Source organism: Lederbergia panacisoli (genome assembly GCF_024626525.1).
Taxonomy (GTDB): domain Bacteria; phylum Bacillota; class Bacilli; order Bacillales; family Bacillaceae_C; genus Lederbergia; species Lederbergia panacisoli.
This window is the reverse complement of the sequence record NZ_JANJGU010000003.1, coordinates 302,432-324,416: the sequence shown is the minus strand read 5'-3', so window position 1 is coordinate 324,416 and position 21,985 is coordinate 302,432. Positions and strand designations below refer to the sequence as shown.

General features: G+C 33.7%; 14 protein-coding genes and 1 pseudogene. 3 read left to right on the top strand and 12 right to left on the bottom strand.

Going from position 1 to position 21,985, the window contains the following annotated elements:
* Window positions 1–335: 335 nt before the first annotated feature.
* Window positions 336–2,141, bottom strand: a complete 1,806-nt coding sequence (locus NQ185_RS07160) for a M14 family zinc carboxypeptidase (protein ID WP_257580941.1) — start codon at window positions 2,139–2,141, stop codon at window positions 336–338.
* 383 nt (window positions 2,142–2,524) lie between these two features.
* On the opposite strand from NQ185_RS07160, the gene NQ185_RS07155 reads away from it, so the two are divergent.
* Window positions 2,525–2,671: a hypothetical protein gene (locus NQ185_RS07155; protein WP_257580940.1), complete on the top strand. Its 147-nt coding sequence runs from the start codon at window positions 2,525–2,527 to the stop codon at window positions 2,669–2,671.
* A 332-nt stretch (window positions 2,672–3,003) separates the two neighbouring features.
* On the opposite strand, the gene NQ185_RS07150 is transcribed toward NQ185_RS07155, so the two are convergent.
* The 11 genes and pseudogenes from NQ185_RS07150 to NQ185_RS07100 form a co-directional block, all read right to left on the bottom strand.
* On the bottom strand, window positions 3,004–4,536 hold the full coding sequence (locus NQ185_RS07150; protein WP_257580939.1) for an ATP-grasp domain-containing protein: 1,533 nt from the start codon (window positions 4,534–4,536) through the stop codon (window positions 3,004–3,006).
* Between the two features lie 83 nt (window positions 4,537–4,619).
* Window positions 4,620–6,407 carry a CDP-glycerol glycerophosphotransferase family protein gene (locus NQ185_RS07145; RefSeq protein ID WP_257580938.1) on the bottom strand — a complete coding sequence of 596 codons (1,788 nt, stop codon included), beginning with the start codon at window positions 6,405–6,407 and terminating at the stop codon, window positions 4,620–4,622.
* A 56-nt stretch (window positions 6,408–6,463) separates the two neighbouring features.
* Entirely contained in the window at window positions 6,464–7,663 is a 1,200-nt protein-coding gene (locus NQ185_RS07140) for a CDP-glycerol glycerophosphotransferase family protein (RefSeq protein ID WP_257580937.1), read from the bottom strand.
* A 35-nt stretch (window positions 7,664–7,698) separates the two neighbouring features.
* Window positions 7,699–8,724, bottom strand: coding sequence for a ribitol-5-phosphate dehydrogenase (locus NQ185_RS07135; protein WP_257580936.1), 1,026 nt, complete (start codon window positions 8,722–8,724; stop codon window positions 7,699–7,701).
* Window positions 8,721–9,434, bottom strand: coding sequence for an IspD/TarI family cytidylyltransferase (locus NQ185_RS07130; RefSeq protein WP_257580934.1), 714 nt, complete (start codon window positions 9,432–9,434; stop codon window positions 8,721–8,723). The genes NQ185_RS07135 and NQ185_RS07130 overlap by 4 nt, the downstream gene beginning before the upstream one ends.
* A 202-nt stretch (window positions 9,435–9,636) precedes the next feature.
* Entirely contained in the window at window positions 9,637–11,442 is a 1,806-nt protein-coding gene (locus tag NQ185_RS07125) for a tetratricopeptide repeat protein (protein WP_257580933.1), read from the bottom strand.
* Between the two features lie 262 nt (window positions 11,443–11,704).
* Complete coding sequence (tagH, locus tag NQ185_RS07120; RefSeq protein WP_257580932.1) at window positions 11,705–12,508, bottom strand: teichoic acids export ABC transporter ATP-binding subunit TagH; 804 nt, start codon at window positions 12,506–12,508, stop codon at window positions 11,705–11,707.
* A 16-nt stretch (window positions 12,509–12,524) separates the two neighbouring features.
* Window positions 12,525–13,346 carry an ABC transporter permease gene (locus tag NQ185_RS07115; protein WP_257580931.1) on the bottom strand — a complete coding sequence of 274 codons (822 nt, stop codon included), beginning with the start codon at window positions 13,344–13,346 and terminating at the stop codon, window positions 12,525–12,527.
* Window positions 13,347–13,421: 75 nt separating this feature from the next.
* Window positions 13,422–14,603, bottom strand: a pseudogene (locus tag NQ185_RS07110) (CDP-glycerol glycerophosphotransferase family protein); the annotation flags it as partial.
* A 179-nt stretch (window positions 14,604–14,782) separates the two neighbouring features.
* Window positions 14,783–17,674 (bottom strand): peptidoglycan-binding protein, encoded by a 2,892-nt coding sequence (locus tag NQ185_RS07105; protein WP_257580930.1) that lies wholly within the window; start codon window positions 17,672–17,674, stop codon window positions 14,783–14,785.
* A 183-nt stretch (window positions 17,675–17,857) separates the two neighbouring features.
* Window positions 17,858–20,146, bottom strand: coding sequence for a peptidoglycan-binding protein (locus NQ185_RS07100; protein ID WP_257580929.1), 2,289 nt, complete (start codon window positions 20,144–20,146; stop codon window positions 17,858–17,860).
* A 212-nt stretch (window positions 20,147–20,358) separates the two neighbouring features.
* On the opposite strand from NQ185_RS07100, the gene tagD reads away from it, so the two are divergent.
* Complete coding sequence (gene tagD, locus NQ185_RS07095; RefSeq protein ID WP_257580928.1) at window positions 20,359–20,757, top strand: glycerol-3-phosphate cytidylyltransferase; 399 nt, start codon at window positions 20,359–20,361, stop codon at window positions 20,755–20,757.
* Window positions 20,758–20,869: 112 nt separating this feature from the next.
* The gene (locus NQ185_RS07090) at window positions 20,870–21,919 is read left to right on the top strand and encodes a CDP-glycerol glycerophosphotransferase family protein (RefSeq protein WP_257580927.1); all 1,050 of its coding nucleotides are present in this window, start codon (window positions 20,870–20,872) and stop codon (window positions 21,917–21,919) included.
* Window positions 21,920–21,985 lie beyond the last annotated feature (66 nt).

The following is a 21,985-nucleotide window of genomic DNA, read 5'->3' as shown; positions in this document are numbered from 1 at the left end:
AGAAAATCCGAATTTCGCTCACATACGAAATTCGGATTTTAAAAGCGGATTCTCTTAAATAAAAATTCTTACCAATTAACTATACCTTCTTTAAAAGGAGAAAAGTCGCTGGCACGTGACTTTTTTCATATTCACCAATTGTTGATTAATTTCATCAATTCTAAATGAATTCTCACCATTCTCCACTCTAATTTCACCAATCAACTTAAAATTCTCACCAATCGCCGTCCGATTTTCATCAATTCTTACGGAAAATTCATCAATTAGCGAAACCTATCAATAAAAAAAATCCGAATTTCCATCGCATACGAAAAATTCGGATTTTAAATTTAGAGTTACTTCGTATTCTCTTCTACTGGGGTCTCCTCGTCAACCGGCTCTTCCTTCGGTTCTAATTCCTTCTCCAATTTTTTAATACTAGCCTCGACTTTTGCTTTCATTTTCTTCAGTAAATCTTCGGTTTTCTTATATGTTTTATATTTACCTGGATATTTTTTATTTCCATCTGTTTTTGCTTTTTTACTAGACGCTTCTAATTTAGTTAGCTTAGCAAGGTTTGCTTTTGCTGTATCGATCTTTTTCATATTAACATCTTTTTCAATCTGCAACGTTAAGTTGTAGCGATCAATTTCATATTGAACGTTCTTAGTCAATATGCTTGCAGGCGTAATATATTTTTTCTTAGCTAAAGATCTTGGCGTTTTCCCGTACATCTTATTTACTTTTTTCTCTGCAGCCGTGGTAGATTTAATCAGTTGTTTTTGTTTGGATATTGTTGTTGAGTTCAACTTGCCATCTACAAATAATTTATCAAGGCTCTTCGTAGAGGTTACGAGTGCATTTCCTGCATTAACCGCATCCATATATGATTTTGCGTAATTTTTATATCCATTTATCGATGTTATATAGGAATCGATTTGTTTCCGATGTTTCTTTGGAATTTTAGCTGCTTTTGCTTCCAGTTTTTTAGACTCTTTAACGACAGAGGAATACAGATCATTAAAGGATTTCGTTATTTTTAAATCAGATTCCTTTTTCACATTCGTATAATATGAACTTTTCAGCTTGCTCGCTTTTGTCTTAAGTGACTTAAATGAAGATGCTAGCTTTTCCGCTTCTTTTTTCTTTCGCGCATCATACAGCTTTGCACTTTCTTGGGCCACATAAAGTCCAACTGCTTGGTTTTCCTTCCATGCGCCCTTAAACTCTGATATTGGCGGGCTAGACTCATAAACAGGCCGGGAGATTTCTGGCGTAAAGCCTGGACGTTTTTTCGCTTGGATAAACCAGTCAGTATAACCGCCGCCAGATGGATTTTTACCAGCATTCACTAATGGATACCCGGTTAATTTATTGATGGCACGAGCATATACAAGGTCCCTCTTATAAGTTGCCTTGTCCTGCTTATAATTCCAGTATAGGATTCTCCCACTGCTATGATAGGCTACTGCCATTTCAGCATTGATTTCTGCATCCAGCTTTAAAACAGCCTTTACTTCAGCAGCACTTGCTGGACTATAGCCTTTGAAATGGGCATAACTTGGACCTTTTGGACTGTTAACGATTGTCTTCCACCCAGCATTATATTGACGGTTTAAGTCTATTCCTTTAGCATTTGCCTTCCAACGCTTGAAGTTTGTACTTCCTTTATTCATTTTAATAAGGGACGCATGTTTGCTTTTCGGAAATGCTTTTAGTCCTTGCTGTTGAAGCGTCACACCATCCGGATTTACCATTGGCACAAACCAAATCGTAGTCGAATTTAATATATTTCTAGCATTATAGCCTTTTATTTTACTATTTTTTTTGTACGCTTTTGCATACTCCTCAATCATATACATATTTAAATTAGTCGTGATCCATTCACGACCATGGTGGGCCCCATTAATAAAAGCAGTCGCTGGTCCCTTTCCTAGCGACACGGCATAAATATCTCTGCCATACTCAGATTTTCCAATCACTTTATATGTAATTAAATCAGGATATGTTTTTCCCAACTTTTTAATATCCTTCACCATCTGGTCATAGGAATATACTTTGTTTGGGTTCACAATATTAGCCGCCGCTTCCGGCTGTCCATTAAAAGAAAAAGTAGATAGTAAGAATACAAATACAATGATGACTGTTCTTAATTTGTGCATGTTTTCCCCCTGGTTTTCTATTAAAAAATTGTCTATCACATTAATATATCGGCAATTATCTTTCATTTGTGAAGTAAGCATTACAAATTCACAGGACTTTTGTTTCATTTTATTCTTCATACACATTGGGTAAAATTAGTAATACCACTACCAATAAAACTTTCCAAAACTGAATAGAAGCTATAAAAAAAGGGTAGGTGATACTATTACTCTACAATATTACAATTTTTTGGGGAAGTATGTAAGTTTAGTATTTAATCAGATTTAAAAAAGGTAAAAATCCTCCTCAATGAAATTTCACAAAACATTAACCCATTATTAACGTTTTCCGAATATCTCAATGGTATGGTAACTGTACAAATATTAGAGATGAGGTGCTTCAAATGTTTGAAATGATCTTTAATCTATTTAAAAATACTGTTTCAAATTCAGAAGAGACTCAGAAAATTAAAAAGAAAAAAGAGAAACGCAAGGAAGAAAAAGAATACCCATATAAAGACGAGCCGGAAGATAGACATTATTTTTATTAAAGCTATATGCTCTTCCCCTCTTTAAAAGTCGGCTCTGTTATAACTGAATGTTGATTTCAGAAAGTAAACGGAGAAATTCCGTTTATTTTAGGAAATACCCCTATTTCCTTTAAAATAAGGGGAGATTTTCCGTTTATATGGTCCAAATCTTGGGATTTAGTTATATTTAGAGCGGTTAACCGGAATATCTCCGCTTATTTCTGCTTCTTAAGCTTCCTCTACATACATTAACCGGAAATTCTCCGCCTATTTATTCTCATACCTACACGAAAACCAAGAGCAAAAAGGAAAAAAGACCCCACCCATATAGTGGAGTCCCGTTATCATTCAATTTACGAAATCAAAATTTTAATTTTTTGTTTCCAGGTTAACTTTTTCTTTTGTTTTGGAGCAGGTTTTGGAGGAGCAGGTTTCTGTTTAGCCGTTTTATCAGGCTCTTTCAATATTTGGTAGCCCACTTTTATCGGCTTCTTCCAAGTTTCCTCTGATACTACTTTTATATTTTTTGACTTCCATTTTGTGCATTTATTTTTAAAGGTATTTGCAGCCTCTTCGGTGCCGCCTACAATAATTTCATAGTTGCCATTTTTCAAGGCTTTTATATATCCAAACAAGTCTGCTTCAAGAGCTATCTTTCTAATCCATCTAGCATAGCCATCACCTTTTATATCACCGGAAACAACGTATTTTTTCCCTACTACTTCTTCCAATGGCGGTGGTGTGACAATAACCTCACTGGCCGTTTTATTTAATAATGGCTCAAGAACTACTTTTAAGTCAAAATATACATTCGGATTATATATTTTCTTATCCTTTGTTTCAGGGAAATAATAATCAATAATGGCTCCTGGAACATCACGAGCTTGTCCAATCATAGGAAAAACTAAAGAACCAATTTGTGGAACAGGGTTTATCTCAATTACAACCCCGGCTTTTTCTATTGGCGCGTTTTGATTAATAATCACATCTACACCAGCATGTGGCAATCCAGGCATTACTTGCAATGTTTTAATGGCCACGTTTTTAATTTCCATTGGCAATTCGTCCAATACATCAACAGAATCTCCTCCCGTTGATACATTTGTATTTGCCCTAAGAAATATTTGTTCACCTTTATTAGGAATACTGTCCAATGTGAACCCAGCCATTTTTGTGAAACTTTCCACCTCGTGGTCAATTTTAATTAAACAGCTATATAAACGCGGATTCTTTTTTCTCTCTTTATTTTTTTGTGCTATTAAAGATCTTATGGTGCTAATACCGTCACCGACCACATTTGCTGGAATTCTCTTAATGGCAGCAATAACCTTATTGTCGACAACAAAAATACGGTACTCTTCCCCTTCAATAAACTTTTCAAGAAGAACATCAGAAAATTTAAGATCTCCTCGAACATACTTAAGGGATTGGATTAAATGCTCCTCGTTTTTAATGTTGGCAACTACCCCAACACCTTGATCGCCTTTTGTTGGCTTTAATACAACAGGATATTCGATGTCAGCAGCATAATTGATTATTTCGTCATTTGAATTTTCAGCTAAAAATCGTTTACCTTCAGGCACTTGAACTCCACGTTCTGACAACCATTCTTTTGTTAAATTTTTATTATTTCCTATATCTACAGCTTGTTGAGTACAATGGTCCCCTCTTGTTTTATAAAAGGTATGTGTTTTATTTCCGTTCGTTAAAGTAAATAAACGTCCCGGAGCATGCACTCCTCTTTTCTTTACTTTTCTGGAAGACCATCTTAATTCTAGTCCCCTTCTCCAGCCCTCTACCGCAAGTAAATAAGCATCTAGGTTTGTTCCACGTGCTTCTGTCACGATATCAGGGGTGACATGGGAAAGCCACTGGTGTGTCTGCATATGAAAAGCCCCCTTAAAAAAATAAAGGTATCCTAACAATCAATCTTCACGAAAGCATAGTAATACCTTTAAATAAACACAAATTATTCTTCATCATTCTCGTTTAAAATTATTCGATCCACTACACGTTTACTAGCTTTGCCATCTTGGTAATCAAAGAAATAATCCCTAAATGGCTTTATCTTTTCCTCAGCGAAGTCTTTATTGACAATTTTATCAATCATTTCATTGTTTGTTTTTACGAGATTTCCTGGGATGAATGATTGGTATTCATAGTAAAACCCTCTTTTGCTAATATACTCTTCGACATCATAGGCGAAGAAAAGCATCGGTCTATCCAGTAAAGAATACTCAAAACATATCGAAGAATAATCGGTTATTAGTAAATCAGCAATCAATAATAGATCGTTAACCTCTCTATAATCGGTGAAGTCATAAAAGAAATCGGAATATTGATAAGGGATAGTAACCTTATTTAAAATGATGAAATGGAATTTAAATAAAAACACATATTCATCTTTTAAATTCTCATATAGCTTTTCAAAATTAAGGTATTCCATTGGATAGTGAGCTTCTTTTCTGCCTCTCCCTCTAAAGGTTGGGGCAAATAAAATCACTTTTTTTCCTTTTAGAAAAGGATATTGCTCATATAACTCATTTCTTTTTTGCTCTTTATACTCTTCATCAAAAAAGATATCAGTACGCGGGACTCCTAATGGATAAATGGTATCTTTATCAATGTCAAAACTCTCGGCATAGTGTGTAGCAACGTTTTTTGTACTTACAACCGCTTTTGTGTAATTTCGATGGTCTTTAGAATTAATTTTTGGGCCACCTGGTTGTCCCATACGAGAGTATCCGAATTTTTTAAATGCCCCGGCCCCATGCCAAAGTTGAACTAAATCTGCATTTTTTCTAATTGTAAGTGGAGAAATCATCGGGTAATTTTCTTCCAAAAGAATGAATCTTGAAGTTGCACAATAATAGGCTAACTTCATAATCTCAATTGGGCTTTTTTTAACAAAGCTATTTTCTTTAAACATGAATTTATAATCAAAATCTAGATTTCTGCTGATCATTTCTTCATATACAAATTTTTGATTTCCGCCTATTTCAGCCCTGCTGTCAGAAGCAAATAAAATTCTTTTGGAATTCACAGGGAATATATGGAACAACAAATATAAGATTTGAAACACTATGGATCTAAATAAACGGTATATCCTTCCCGGTGGTTTCGTCTTATTTTTAATATCTCCATATAATAAGCTTGGATTAATGCTTCTTATTTTTATGGATTCCAATAGCATACTTTTAGAATTCACATCATATGTGACCATTAAATTGCTTACAATCTGGTTCTTGGCCGAGAAATATTCCATTTGCGAGCTATGAAAATCATTTTTCAAAAACCTGCGAATATCACCAAGCGGGGTTTTTCGTGCAATTAAAACTTGATTGTTTTTTATATATTCAAGTTCAATATATGTTTGATATTTTCCTGGCAACAACGGCTTACTTTCCGCTGACTTTGCAAAGTTAATTGTCCCCTTAAATCCGGCCCAATTGTATTTGCTGTCGATTTTATCACACTTAATTTCTGATACTACGATATCTTCAAGGACGAATCTTAAATGTTCCCCCTCTTCGTTAATCAGTAGTAGGTTTTTTCTTATATCTGAGTAATTTTTCAAGGTAATTCCTTCAATATAAGAATATCCTTCAAGTTTTAAAATAGTTCCATTCCAAGTTAACGAAGTAATTTTGGCATGGATGTCTCCGAGGTACTTATCTTGCTCTTTTGCAGGTAATGAGTCAAATAAGTCATTGGATTCATCTTCTTGCGAAAGATTTGGCTCAAAACTTTCTTCCATTATATTGTCTCCTTATTATCTAAGAGTATTTTTAACATAAGTCCGATTGTTTTTTGTTAAACGTTTGATAGCAACTCTTTCTTTTGTTCAGCGACCTCTTTACCTTGTAAATGGTCCACTATTCGTTTACTAGCATTTCCATCTATAAAATCAAAAAATTCATTTTTGAATTTTGAAATTTCCGCTTTATTAAAAACACCTTCATAAATCCACTTTCCGAGTGATTGAGTTTCAGTAAAAAGTGGTCCAGGTATAAAGGATTCGTAATCGAAATAAAAATCCCGTTCCTCTTTATAGTCTTCGAGCTCTGTCGCATAAAACGCCATAGGCTTTTCAAGAATACTATAATCAAATATTACTGAAGAATAGTCAGTTATCAATATGTCTGTTGCTGCTAATAAATCTTCAATGCTAAACTCTCCATTCATTAGGAAAGCAAAATTTTCATCTTTTTTATTAATATTGATGCTCTTCTTCATATACGGATGCAAATTTATTATAAGAGCATACTCATCTCCTACAATTTCTCTTAATAGGGGAATATCAATAGGACAATTAAAATGGTCCTGATTATGGCTATCTCCGCGATAAGTTGGAGCATATAATATAAGTTTTTTATTTATTAGTTCAGGAAACCTTAAATAGAACTTATTGACACTATCGTTCATTTTATCATGGTCAAAAAAGAAATCTGTTCGCGGCACCCCTAGCGGAAATATACTTTCCTCCGGCAACCCAAATGCATCAGCATAATACGGAACTACTTTTTGTGAACTTACATATACCCTCGAATAATTCGAATGAATTGGGACATGCTTTAAATATTCTTTACTTGTCCCAAACGATTTCCCTATTGTGCTTAATCCGAACTTTTTAAATGCTCCAGGCGCATGCCAGAGTTGGATAATCTCTGTACCTTTACGAGGCTTTATAACATAAACAGGAAAATAAAAGTCATCAATAATGAAAAATTTAGAAGTAGCAAGTGCATAACAAGCTTTCAGCATATGCCATACATAATCTAGTTTACCAAAAAATGACCCATTAAATTTCTTCATAAGAATGCTTAAGGTAATATCCTTATATTCATTCGCCATTTCCTGATATATAAATTGTAGATTACCTTCAAGTTTTACTGATCGATATGAAGCGAAGGTGATTTTTTTTTCATTAACTGGAAATAGTAAAGAAAACAAAAAAAAGGCAGAACGAATCAAATATTTAACTATGATAGTTGGTAATAATTTTATATTCATAATTAAAAGCCTGCCTTTAAATGATTGTTTTATTTTTATATTTTCCACTCCATTACTGTTTTTCCCCATGACAGTGTAAGATCACTCTCAAACGCATTAATAATGTCATTAATCGTTTTAACAGAATGAACGTCTCCCACTAAAATACCAAGAGAATCAACAAAATCGGGATGTTCTTTCATGAATTCTATTGTATTTACAAAATCGTTGCGACCACTGCGGCTGCTTCCAATAATCGTGATTCCTTTTTCTAAAACCATTCTTGTATTAATTTCTACCGGATATTCGGAAACACCCATGATGGAAATCGATCCTTCCGGAGAAAGATAATCGATTGATTGGTTGATGGCGCTTTGGCTTCCTCGACCTCCTACAGCTTCAAAAGCATGGTCGATTTGTAAATTTTCCGGGATTTGGTCGATTTGATATGTCTCATCAGCAAATGAGAAGTGATCTAATTTGTACTGGTTTTTTCCGAAAACAATGACCTTACTATTAGGAAAACGTTTCTTTAAAATTAAAGATGTGATAAACCCTAGGTTTCCGTCTCCCCAAACTCCGAATACATCTCGTCTAGTGTGAGCTTTTGCTTCAAAGCGGACTAGTGCATGCATGGCAATTGTAATTAATTCGATAAACGCACCTACATGTGGATTTAGCCATTCTGGTAATTCTACTAGTCTATCTGGCTTAAGAAAAACATAGTCTTGCATAAAGCCATCGTATCCACTCGATCTAAATTTACTTGATCTCAAGTAATTTTCAGCAACAATTTCGTCGGTTTCTGAAGGTGTATTAGGTACCATCACGACATATGTTCCTTTTTTGAATGTTCCGGAACAATCATATACTACCTTACCTATCCCTTCATGGATTAAAGCCATAGGTAGCTTTTGGGCCATAGCCTCTTTTCCGCGTGTGCCAGTATAATATCTCTGGTCAGCAGCACAAATGGAAAGGAATGATGGGCGTACGACAACATAATCCGACTGTAAAGAACGATCTTTATAGGTAACTTCAAATTGACGTGGAGATACTAAACGATATACTTGATTAATCATCTTGATATCCGCTCCTGTATAATGGCATTAGCTACCTTCAAGTCATAAGGTGTTGTCACCTTTATATTAAATACTTCTCCTCGCACAAGTTTTACTTTCTCACCTTTTATGGAAAGAATTTTACAAGCATCTGTTAATATGCTTTTCTCTTTATCATTTAAAGAACTATAATGATTTACTAGAGTTTTAATATTAAAGCTTTGAGGCGTTTGACCTTGAAACATCGTATCCCTTACAGGAATATCTGAAATTTCTTCCCCGTTTTCAGACTGAATGATTGTGTCAATTGCTTCTATTACTGTATCAACTGCACCATACTCAAGGGCAGCATCAATATTCTCTTCAATGATTCGATGTGTCAAAAATGGGCGAACAGAATCATGGGTAACAATGATGTCATCATCATTTAACCCGAAATTATCTTCAATATATTTTATACCGCTCATGATTGATTCATTGCGGTCTCCTCCACCAGGAACGACTACAATTCGATCTGTTGCCTCAATATATTTTTTAATAATATCATTTGTATGATTAACCCAATCTTTTCTTGAAACGACAATAATTTTATCAAAACGATCATTTAGGAGAAACTTTTCTATCGTATGAATGATGATTGGTCTATTGTTAAGGGAAAGAAATTGCTTAGGCATATTAATATTTCCCATTCTCGATCCATTACCACCAGCAAGAATTTCAGCATATATCATCTGAGTACTCTCCTTTTAAAGTTATTATAATATTCTAATACTATATTAAGTTTGTATTTTCATTATTAGCTTGACTTGTTGGAATATGACGAAACATCTCTAACAAATATACACCTTATCAACTATATTCGCAATAAGACATCGTGGATAAACGATGATAAATGAATAGTAAACTTGTATATAGTTTCTCCAATTGTAAAAATCAACCGATGTTTTCTATTGGATTTACATTGTCTTGAATAAGCAACTTTCTCGCTTTTTCAATGTTCTTTCCTCTGCCTTTTAATACAGGTTTTTCGCCAAATATCTCTATCAGATTTTTAAGTTCTTTTTCTGCTAAAATAAGATCCTTTTTTTCTATATAAACATCAATCATAAATTTCCTAATTTCAATATTATTTGGATCAAGTTCCGATGTTTTCGCAACAAATTCTATCGCTTCATCATATTTTCCCAATTTGAATAATATGTCGATACGCAGTTTTACTGCATATTTATCTGTCGGCCCAAGTAAAAGTGCTTTTTTAGACAAATCATTTGCCCATCTAAGTTTATTATGTCTTAGGCACCATCTACCGAGATTCCAATAATATATACCCGAATTTACTTTAAGTGACTTGTCATATTTCATTACCTGTCCATCTTTTACAAAAGAAAGGACAAAATCCTTAAGAATTCCTATTTGTAGAAAGTACGGTGCAATACCGTGACCAGCATAAGGAATTTCTAGCAGCTGGGCATTGGGATAAAATGGTAATAGTCCTTTATGAATATACTTATTATCTTGGCCATTGTGAGGATCATATAGAATTACAGGGTTAATGTCGGCGTTATAATAATGCGATACTGAGTGTAAAAGTTTATGTTTCTTTATCTTCCCCTTTTTACCGTACAGTGGATGTACAGATAATCGAGGAGATATCGCCAAAATCCGGCAATTAAGTTTTGATGTGTAATATAATACAGCGTAGGCACCGATGCTATATCCATATGCCACTTTGTCGCTGTATCCATCTACTAAAGAACTCACTGCATCCACATAGTTTTCAAGAGACAAGTCTTGATAATAGGAGTCTTTTCTTTTTTTCCTAACCGCTATAATATCATAGCCCTGAGAGTGAAGTAGTTTAAAACCAAAGGATGGTTGATCCCAAAGAACACTAATTGAGTCAAACGTCAAAATAACTTTATTAGTTTTTTGGAGATTTTTATAAAACTCTATTCGACTTTCTCCATTATCTAATAATACTAATTTTCGATATCCCAATTCATCTTTTTGAATATCATCGGAATAACTACTTTGCAACTCCTCAAAAATTTCATTTCCCTTTTCATGGTTGCCAACTATTTGATAAAACATCGATAGTTGCAAAAGGTCATCAAGAGTTGGCTTTTCAGTCCGCAGTTTTAAAATGTATTCAAAAATATCAATAGATGATTGCCATTCGTTTTGTTCGATGAGTATATTTAGATATTGATTTAAAAGCTTCAAACTTTCTGGATTTTGCCGAATCCCTTCCTGTAATACATATACTGCTCTATCAATTAATTTTAAATGTCTGTAGGCAGTGGCTAAATTAGTATAGACTTTAATAGGAATGTTTTTATTGTTCATTTCAAGCAGTTTAATTAATAACGCTGCCGCCTTTTTCCATTCCTTCTTTTTGATATAAAGATCCGATAATAAAATAATCACTTTTTTATTCTTCGGGTACAGTTTTACTGCTTTTTCTAGAACAGCCATTGCTTTTTTATTTTGATTCTCTTTTTGAAGGGCTTCGTAATAGTGCAAAAAATCGTTAGCAGATAATTTTTTGGGGTGTGATTTATAGATATAATGAAAATGTTTGACAGCCATCTTCCATTTCTTTTTATTTATAGCATAACTCGCTAATTTTTTATGAAACTTCACATAGCACTTCATTGCTATTTTCATCATATTTCGGGGGATTATTCTTTTGATTACTTTTTTTACTTTACGAACTTTATTCTTTATAGCCTTTTCCAATTATTATTCACATCCATTTTATCGTTATTTCCATGACGGACGAATGAGCATAATAAAAATATGTTGATATGCAGTAAACCAACACAAAACAAATCATAGCACAAAGGTCCTGTTAATTAAATGGTATTTCTTTCACTTATAGAAGTTATTAATCATAAAATCCTAAAAGTGTCTACTATAGTTAAATTTTACAAAAAATAAAAAAACCCTCCTTATCATATATCGAAAGGAGAGTTTTGTCGAAATAAAACTTTATTTAGCTCTAAGAAGTTTGCAAAACTTGCTTTTGGCGTTCAATTGCAGATTCTTTATATTTTTCTTTTTTAGCTTTTGACATTTTTTTGTATGAGTTTAAAAACTCTTCATATTTAGGGATCACTTCTTCAACTGTTCCATATTCCTTTACCATTCCAAACTCCAGCCAAAGTATTTTTTCACAAAACTTCTTCATTTGGTTAATAGAATGGCTGACAAAGATCATCGTTTTGCCTCTTTTTTTAAACTCCATCATTTTATCAAAGCTTTTTTCCGAGAATGCTTTATCCCCGACAGACAATGCTTCGTCAATAATTAGTATGTCTGGATCAATTGAAACGGAAATCGCAAAACCTAATCTAGATTTCATCCCACTTGAATAGTTTTTTACCGGCTGGTCAATAAACTGTTCAAGTTCGGCAAAAGAAATAATTTCATCTTCCATTTCTTTTATTTCCTTTTTTGAAAATCCAAGCATCAAACATTTTAGTTCAATGTTTTCCCTGCCTGTTAAATCTCCTCGCAGCCCTGAAGAGACAGCGATAAGAGAGGCTTCGCCGTTTAATGTTACAGACCCTGAAGTTTCCGGAACAATTCCAGCGATGATATTAGACAGCGTTGATTTTCCAGATCCGTTAATACCTACAAAACCAACGACATCCCCTTTTTCCGCTTCAAAATTAATATTGCATAGGGCATAAAAATCTTCCCCATACTTACCAGGGAAAAGCAAATCTTTTAAGCGATCCGAAGATTTATTATATAATCTATATTTTTTTGAAATATTGTTGGCGATAATTGATTTTTCCATATTTTCACATCCAAGTTTAAACATAGTCGATGAAATGCCGTTTGAATTTGACATGCAAACTAGAACCCAATAAAAAAAGGACGATTGTCAATCCCCAAAAGTAAAGTGTATATTGCCAATGCTCAATAAAGTACCAGCCGAGTCCAAAAAATCCGGACCTATAACCTTCAATTAAATAATAAAGGGGATTAATTTTCATAATAATTTGCAGTGATTCAGGCAATCTGTCGATCGTCCATAGAATTGGCGATAAATAAAGCAACATACGAAATGATGATTGGATAAACATTTGAATATCACGAATAATCGTGGTTAAAGTAGATGTAATCAGTGTTAATGCATATAAAAAAGCAAACGTCGAAAACATAAAATATATAATTTGCAAATAGTATATGGTAATTTTATAGCCGGAAAATGCAAAGATGATAAAGGTTATCATAACCATAATAAAATGTACATATAACCTCGAAAATATAACAAAGTTTGGTATGACACTCATTGGAAAGTTCATTTTTGATAATAATTTTACTCTCGTATAAATGGATCTTGATCCTTGAATGACGGATTGATAAAAGAAAAACCAGAGAATGATCCCAGCCAGCATCCAATAAAGAAATGGAACCGCCGATCCATCCTGAAGCTCCATTGGAGCCCTTTGTCTAATTCCAAATCCAAAAACAAACCAATATATAGCTACGTGTATTAATGGGTTTATAATTTCCCATGCCATGCCAAGATAATTATTATTATTAGCACTTTTTAATTCATATAAAGACAATCTTCTTATTAAGTAAAAATGTTGAAACTGCTCTTTCAAAATATCTAGTGCGGACTTCATAAAATTTTCCTTCCTGTTGTCTCTCTATTTATTACATAATACTGATTTCAACTTTAAAATACAATTATAACCTTTTTAGCAAGGGGTTTTAAACACTTCATTCACAACTTTTTTTGAGGAAGTGCCATTTTCCAACTTACAATATTTTTCTTGAAAAGTATGTAGCTTTTCATACGGGTATTGACCATTTATGTTAAAGTCTTGTATACCTTTAATCAAGTCCTCTGTGTGTTTAAAAAGCGGCCCTGGAGCCTCTGTCTCCAAATTAAAATAAAATCCTCTTAATTTATCTCGATATTCTTCAATATCATACACATAAAAGAATATCGGCCTATTTAATATGGCAAAATCAAAAAAAACGGATGAATAATCTGTAATCAAAAGATCAGATACAAGATAAAGATCGCGTATATCTTCATATGACGAAAAATCGTACGCAAAAGTTTCAAATTGTGAGATATTCAATGTTTCGGCGACGAGATAGTGCAGCCTTAAAATTATATAATATTTTTCACCAAATGTTTTTTTCATTTTGTTTAAATCTAATTTTAAATGAAACCTAAATGTTCCTTTATTGCAATATTGATTATCTCGCCAAGTCGGTGCATAAAGAATGACTTTTTTATCAAGAGGTATGCCTAGCTTGTTCTTTATCTCGTTAATTACCTCATCATTATTTCTATAATGGAGATAATCGTTTCTTGGATATCCTGATTCAATGATGGTTTTATTAAATTGAAATGCTCGGCGAAATATATTAGTTGAATAGTTATTAGGGGAAATCAGATAATCCCATTTACTTGCTTCTTCCAAAAAACATTTCTTATATTCCGTTGTATTCGTACCAGGCAGGTGAATTTCTTCAATATCTGCCGCTAATTTTTTTAAAGGCGTCCCATGCCATGTTTGCAAATATATTGCATGTCGAGGCTTAGGCAGCCATAATGGCAATCTGCTATTTGCTACCCAATACCCCGCTCTTGCCATCAAAAACATCCATTTCAGTGAAAATCTTTTAACACATTTTATCTCTGTTGCTTTGTATGTTTTATAAGTTTTCTTATCAAAACTCCAATACATATTGTAAGAAGGACAATGTTTTGCCATATATTCATATATGGCTCTCGGATTGCAACTGTACTGTTTTCCTAAAAAGCTTTCAAACATAACCAAGCGATGATCTGCAGGAAGTTGACTAAACAATTTCAACATAGCAATACATATGTTTTTTAAAACCTTATTTTTTATTAAAGTAACGATAAAAGAAACTATGTTGCTCATTGTCAACTCTCCTAAACAAAATACCTTATCCTCATGTTCTATTCTTGGGTAATAATTATCCAATTATTCTAAACCTGAATATAATGATCCCTTTGTTAATGCAAAAATACCAACCTAACAAGCGGTTCCTTGTCAGGTTGGTATTTTTCATTTCTTTATTTTTTGTATTTTGTAATATCGTAGGATAGTTTCGCGTTTGGAAGCTGATCGTACAAATTTTTAATTCTAGCAAGTTGTTTAACCGCCCAGCCAATATCAGTTGCATATTGATGGGTACCCGGATTATTAGGGTTCCAACGCATCTTATATAATGTATTTTGCTTATAAGTAGGGTGATTAACGTAATTTGTCGAAATCCATTCAGCCCCACCGCTTATTGCCTTTTCAGGAGTTGTCCAGCTTTTTAGGAAAGCGTATTTCGCTCCACCATTTGTGGCATTACTATCAACTGCAGCTATTCCAAACATATTATAGACTTTAACCGCATCTTTCGGAACTTTCTTTTCGTCTAATATTAGATTTCCTTTGCTGTCCCGAATCGTATTCCCGTTCTTGTCCACATAGACCCCTTTCGCTAATGTGGAGGTTCCATTTCCTGTTTCCAATAGAGAATGAGCAACCAAGTATATTTCGTTTACATTATGTTCCTTACTAGCCTTTATGTAAGATGATTCAGTTCCTTTTAGAATCCCTTTGTCATTTAGCACCACTTTTAAATCTGCAGCAGATAAACCGGCAGTACTAGATAATAATAAATGTTGATATTTATCGTTATTGTCAGGGTTTAAATAAGGAAGAACATCGGAGCTTTTCGCATTTCTCCATTCACTAAAGCTAATTTGGTACCACTTTTTACTACCGCTTACGGACGTTCCATTAACTTCTTTTACAATCGTAACAGTTTTATCTTTCGCTAATGATCCGTATTTATGACTCGTTGTATTAGTCGATTCACGGATATTTGAATTGTCAGTATTTACCTTACCGGTATTTCTGGTAATACTCACTAAAGAACTATGAACATAAACCGTTTCTTTTTTATACGTTACTTTATACCACTTATCACTTCCAGCATATACATCGCCTTTTACTTCTTCAATAAATGATACTTCAGTACCTCTCTTTACTTGTTCAAAAACTGTTCCATTTAATTTTGGCGTTTTTCGCAAGTTAACAGGGTCCCCAGAAATAACGGCTTTAGTAATGATATCAACTAAAGAACTATGGATATATGCCGGGCTATTTCGGTATTTATCAGTTTGTGGATTTGTATTCATCTGAATATTCAACGCACTTTGTAAAGTATAGTTGTATGTTGTGCTTGAGTTTTTTAGCAGTTCGTCAATTTTTGCTAACGTTATTTCGTCAGCGATCCCATTCACAATAAGTCCATATCGTTTTTGAAACTCTTTTACTTTCTTTTCTGTTTCTGTTCCATATAGATTTGTACCGTTGCCTGGAACTTTGAAACCGAGTTGTGCTAAATTCTCTTTTAAAGTTACTGTGTTTTTATGTTTTTTTCCTATTTGGAGCGGGCTTGATAAAACTTGATTTATCTTTTTAAGAGTTGCTTGGTCGGCAATTCCATTGACCGTCAACTTATAATATTTTTGAAGCTCTTTAACTTTCGCTTCTGTTGTTGATCCATAATAATTTGTAGGATTTTTAGATACGGTAAAGCCTATTTTGCTCATGTCCTTTTTTAAGGTAATTACATCATCTCGATATAGCCCTTTCGCTAAAGGTGCGCTTAACAGACTTTCGATTTTATTTGAAGTTACTGGATCTACAATCCCATTCACAACTAAACGATATTTGAGCTGAAATTCTTCAACTTTTGCCTTTGTATCCTTTCCATAATAATTCGTTGTATTTCCAGGAACTTGATGACCAAGTCGGTTCAACTTGATTTTAAGGTTTATGGTTTGGCTATCTCGTTTCCCATATTGTAAAGGAGTCGATAAAATTTCTTTTATTTTTGTTAATGTAGCTGCTCCTGCCACTCCTAATGGATCATTAACGTTATAATATTGTTGAAATGCTTTAACTTGCGCTTCAGTAGTAGGTCCATAATAGGTAGTTGGCTTTTTTGATACAGGAAAGCCTAATTTATCAAGATCTTTCTTCAGTTTAATAACATCATCACTATAAAGCCCAACTGACATTTCAAAATTTAATAATTCATCAATTATTTTTAACGTAACTGGGTCGGCAATTCCATTTACAACTAAACCATGACTTTTTTGAAAAGCCATTACCTGCGCTTGTGTTTCTTTTCCGTAGTAGTTCGTTGTATTCCCCGGAACCGTGTAACCCAATTTATCTAAATTAATTTTAAGTGTTATGGTTTGAATATCTCGTTTGCCAGATTGCAAAGGTGAGTTAAGAATTTCCTCTATTTTGAGTAAAGTTGGACCACCTGCAACGCCTTTGACGTCATCTACACTATAATATTGCTGAAATTCTATCACTTTTTCTTCTGTATCAGGGCCAAATAAATTTGTTCCATTACCTGGAACTTTAAAACCTAATTGTTCCAGATCTTTTTTCAAGTCTATTACTCTCGGATCCCTTATACCGTTTTTAAGTACAATATCGACATTTGTTGCTAGTGATCGTACTTCAGCCTTTGGTGATATTGTTTTGGTAGTAATAGTCGTTTCCTCGATGGGAGATTGTTCTGAATCCTCAATTTTCTCTTCTTCATCTATCTGTGTTTCTTGTTCTACATTTGGGCTGCTGTCTGAACTCTCGTTTTGGATGTCCTCATTATTACTTTCCGTAATATTATTAGCCGGCGAATCATCTGGATTATCGTCTTCTTCCTCATCCGTAATTTCGATTGTCAATGATTCATCTTCTTCGTCGTTTCTAATAATATCATCATCATTTGAAATAATATTATCATCCGTATCTTCATGCTCCTGATCTAAAACTTCCACCGATGTATTATCCGCAGCATTTGCTATATAAGTACTAAAATTAAGTTGAAATAATAGAAAAACTGCAAGTAAAACTAATATTTTCCTTTTTTTCACTCTGAACATCCTGTCCTCTCCTAATAAATTTGACTATATTATTCTAGTATTATACAATATTTGCTTTTTTTCAAGGTAATATTGTCATATTTTACAATCTTTTCATTTATTACTTATGAAATATTCAGATATTATATTTTCACTTATAGTGCAAAAAAAGAGCGAGCCATAACAGCAGCTCACTCTTACAAATTATTTTTTCTTTAAATTAAAAGCACTCGCAATTGCTTTTGCTGTAGTCTTTGCTAATTTTTCACGAAAGCGCGGGTCTTTTAACATTTTATTATCCGAAGCGTTGTCTATAAACAAATACTCTAATAAAATTGCAGGCATATTCGTATTGCGCAATACACTGAAATCAGCCTCTTTCATGCCTCTATCTGCTAAACCAAGCTCCTTTATTATATATTGGTGTATTTGCTTTTGTTTTTCTATCTCTGTTTTTGTTGCTTTCCTACTGTGTATATAACTTTCAAATCCATTAGCACTTCCATTAAAAGCATTATTATGTATGCTTATGAAATAATCTGCATCCCAATCATTCGCCATACGAGCACGTTCTTCCAGCTCAATGAACTTATCAGAGGATCTTGAAAGCTTCACATCTACCCCTTTGTACTCTGACTTTAAAATCTTTTCTACTTTTAAGGCAATGTCTAGTACTATATCTTTTTCTTTAAGACCATACCCCGTGCTGCCCGAGTCCTTCCCACCATGCCCAGGGTCTAAAAATATTCTTACAGTATTGTTTTTCACTACATTTTCTAACTTTAATAATGTGATGTCATCAGCAATTCCACTAATAGGCAAACCATATATTTTCTGAAATTGTTTTACCTGTTGTTCAGTGATGGGACCATAGTAAGTTGTCGGTTTTTTAGATACAGAATAACCGATCTTTTCTAGATTATTTTTTAAAGTAATCGTTCCTGAATATTTTTTTCCTTTTTGATATGGACTGGATAAAGTGTCATCTATTTTAGCAAGAGTAGCAGCTCCTGCAACGCCAACTTTATCATTTATTTTATAATGTTGTTGAAATTCCTTTACCTTCTTCTCGGTAGATGGTCCGTAAAATATGGTCGGTTTATTGGAAACCAGAAACCCTAGCTTCTTAAGATTTTTCTTTAAATCGATCACATCTGTTCTATATAGACCATTTTGCATAGGCGCATTCAATAATTCTTCTATCTTCTTTAATGTAACTGAATCCCCTATGCCGTTGGCAACTAGCTTATATTTTATTTGAAAATCTATTACCGCCTTTTCTGTCAGGGTCCCGAAGTAGTTTGTTTGATTTCCGGGAACGGTAAAGCCTAGTCTCTGTAGATTTTTTTTCAGTGTGATTGTCCTTGAATCGTATTTCCCTTTTTGATAAGTAGTAGATAGGATTTCATCTATCATGGATAAGGTTGCTGACCCAGCTACTCCTGATTTATCATTTTTTATATTATAGTATTGCTGAAATTCAGTTACCTTTTTATCTGTGGCCGGTCCAAAATAATTGGTCGGTTTATTTGATACAGTAAAACCAATCAGTTTAAGGTTTTTCTTTAAATCAATCACATCATCCCTATATAATCCACTATACATAAGAACATTTAACATTCCTTCTAACCTATTCATTGTAACAGGGTCACCAATACCATTCACAATCAGCCCGTTGCTGTTTTGAAATTCTCGCATCTTTTTTTCCGTTAATGGCCCGTAATAATCGGTTTGATTACCAGGAACAGAAAAGCCAAGTATATCCAGATTCTTTTTCAATGTAATTATTTTCGAATCGTATTTCCCATTTTGATAGGAACTAGACAGGATTTCCTCTATTTTATCTAAGGTTTGAGTTCCCACTACACCCGATTCTTCGGATACTCCATAGTATTGTTGAAAATTTATTACCTGCTTTTTTGTATTTGCACCAAAATAATCGGTCGTATTGCCTGGAACAGGAAATCCTAATTTTTCTAAAGTCCTCTTTAAATCTATTACACTATTATGATAAACCCCATACTGCAATGTGATAGATTCCAATTCCTCATCCGCTTTTTCTTCAATGGGATCAGTGATTGTTGTTAATACTTGGTTTTTAGGTTGAACATGTTCCGTGCTCTCTTTTTGTTCTTTTATATGAATTTCCTGATCAATCTTCGCTGGCTCTTCTGGTGATACTTCGTCAACTGATTCAGAAATGTTTTTTACCATTCCAGATTCAGCAGTGTCTATAGGATGATCTTGTGATTCTATTATATTTTCAGTCTCTCCGTCATTTTGGCTATCTTCTATTTCAGGAGTTTGCCTTCCTATATCATCACCTATGGTTTCATTATTACTAATGTAACCCTCAAAGTTATCAGATCCATTAAACTCATTATTAGCCTCAACTGTCTGGGCAAAAGGAAGAATAAACAATAGTGGAATGATTAATCCCATTTTTTTGACATTAGCTATTAAATTTCTCAAAAATCCTACTCCTTTTTTCATTTATTTACATTTTTTTCTTACTCATCAGTATGCATTAAATTTAGCTGATTGTTAATATGTTTTATACACTTTTTGCATTTCTTTCTATTTTTTTATAAATGAATATTGTATGACGTCGAAGAATATATATTGAATAATATTTTTTCAGGGTTTGAAGTAACAATAAAATATAGATATAATACAAATAATCCCTTACACTGGAGGCTTCAATTGTGAAAAAGATCATCACTTACGGAACGTTTGATTTGCTCCATACAGGGCATATTAATATTTTGCGTAGAGCAAAAGAATATGGTGATTATTTGGTTGTCGCGGTTTCAACTGATGAATTTAATGCCATAAAAGGAAAAGAAGCATACTATTCGTACGAACAGCGCAAAGCTATCCTTGAGGCAATTCGCTATGTAGACGAGGTTATTCCTGAACAAAATTGGGATCAGAAGGTTGATGATGTCAAGAAGCATAACATTGATGTTTTTGTAATGGGGGATGACTGGGAAGGTAAGTTTGATTATCTTAAGAAATATTGCGATGTCATTTATTTCCCAAGAACAGTAGGAATTTCAACAACAAAAATAAAGGATGATTTAAATAAAACTAAACATGGTTAGAGAAATAGCAATTAGTATATACCTTTTATTATTCAGTTTTTTCTTCCATATCTTCAAACTCTATCCCCAAAAGAAGAAATCAACCTTCGTTGCTTCATTTGGGGATAATGTTTTGTTTACTTTGAAGGAATTAGAAAAACAAACAGATGGACAAGTTGTGGTTTTGAAAACATCCCAATGTAAAGTGGATTTTGACGAAGCTTCGAGAATCGTATTAGATTTCGAACCACGGCACTTTTTTCAATGGATCAAATCTATCTTCCATTTAGCGACATCCACTCATATATTTGTCGATAATTATTTTGGATTTTTGGCTGTCACAACGTTTAGGAAAAATGTATCGTGTATTCAACTTTGGCATGCAGCGGGTGCTATTAAGCAGTTTGGTCTTAAAGATCCATCTATTCGCGGACGCTCAAAGCGGGCGCTGCAGCGTTTTAAGAAGGTGTATGACCGAATTGATTATACAATCGTAGGCAGTGAAAAAATGGCAGATATTTTCCGTCAAAGCTTTGGTCTATCAGACAAACATATTTTGCGAAGTGGGATTCCGAGAACGGATTTCTTTTTTGATTCAGCTGCTTTAGCGCAAGTTAGGGAAAAATTGACGCAGCGTTATCCGGTTATCCAGGAGAAGAAGGTGATCCTTTATGCTCCAACGTTTCGTGATCATGAATTGCATGTATCTAGTTTAAATTTGGATATTGCGGCCATGTACAAAGCTTTAAAAGATGAATACGTATTATTTTTGCGTATTCATCCGGCTGTCAAAGTGGAACTTAATAATCAGTATCCTGAGTTTGTGTACGATGTTTCAAAATATGAAGATATTAACCATTTATTAGTTGTTACAGATCTGTTAATATCTGATTACTCTTCCATCCCATTTGAATATTCACTTCTTCAAAGGCCGATGATTTTTTTCGCTTATGATTTACATGAATACGAAAAATCACGGGGGTTTTGGGAGGATTATAATCAGCTTGTTCCAGGTCCCGTTGTTAAAGATACTAGCAGCTTAATTGATATCATTGCATCGGCGCAATATGATCTCTACAAAGTTGTGGAATTTTCCCATGAATGGAATCAATATTCTCGTGGAGATTCCAGTGAAAAGTTAATACAGACGCTTTACAAAGCGCGTGCAGTCACTGCCGATTAAAAACCCACATGTTGGGTTTTTATTTTTTCCTAGACTAGTAAGGTTTGTCATAAAATTGTATTTTAC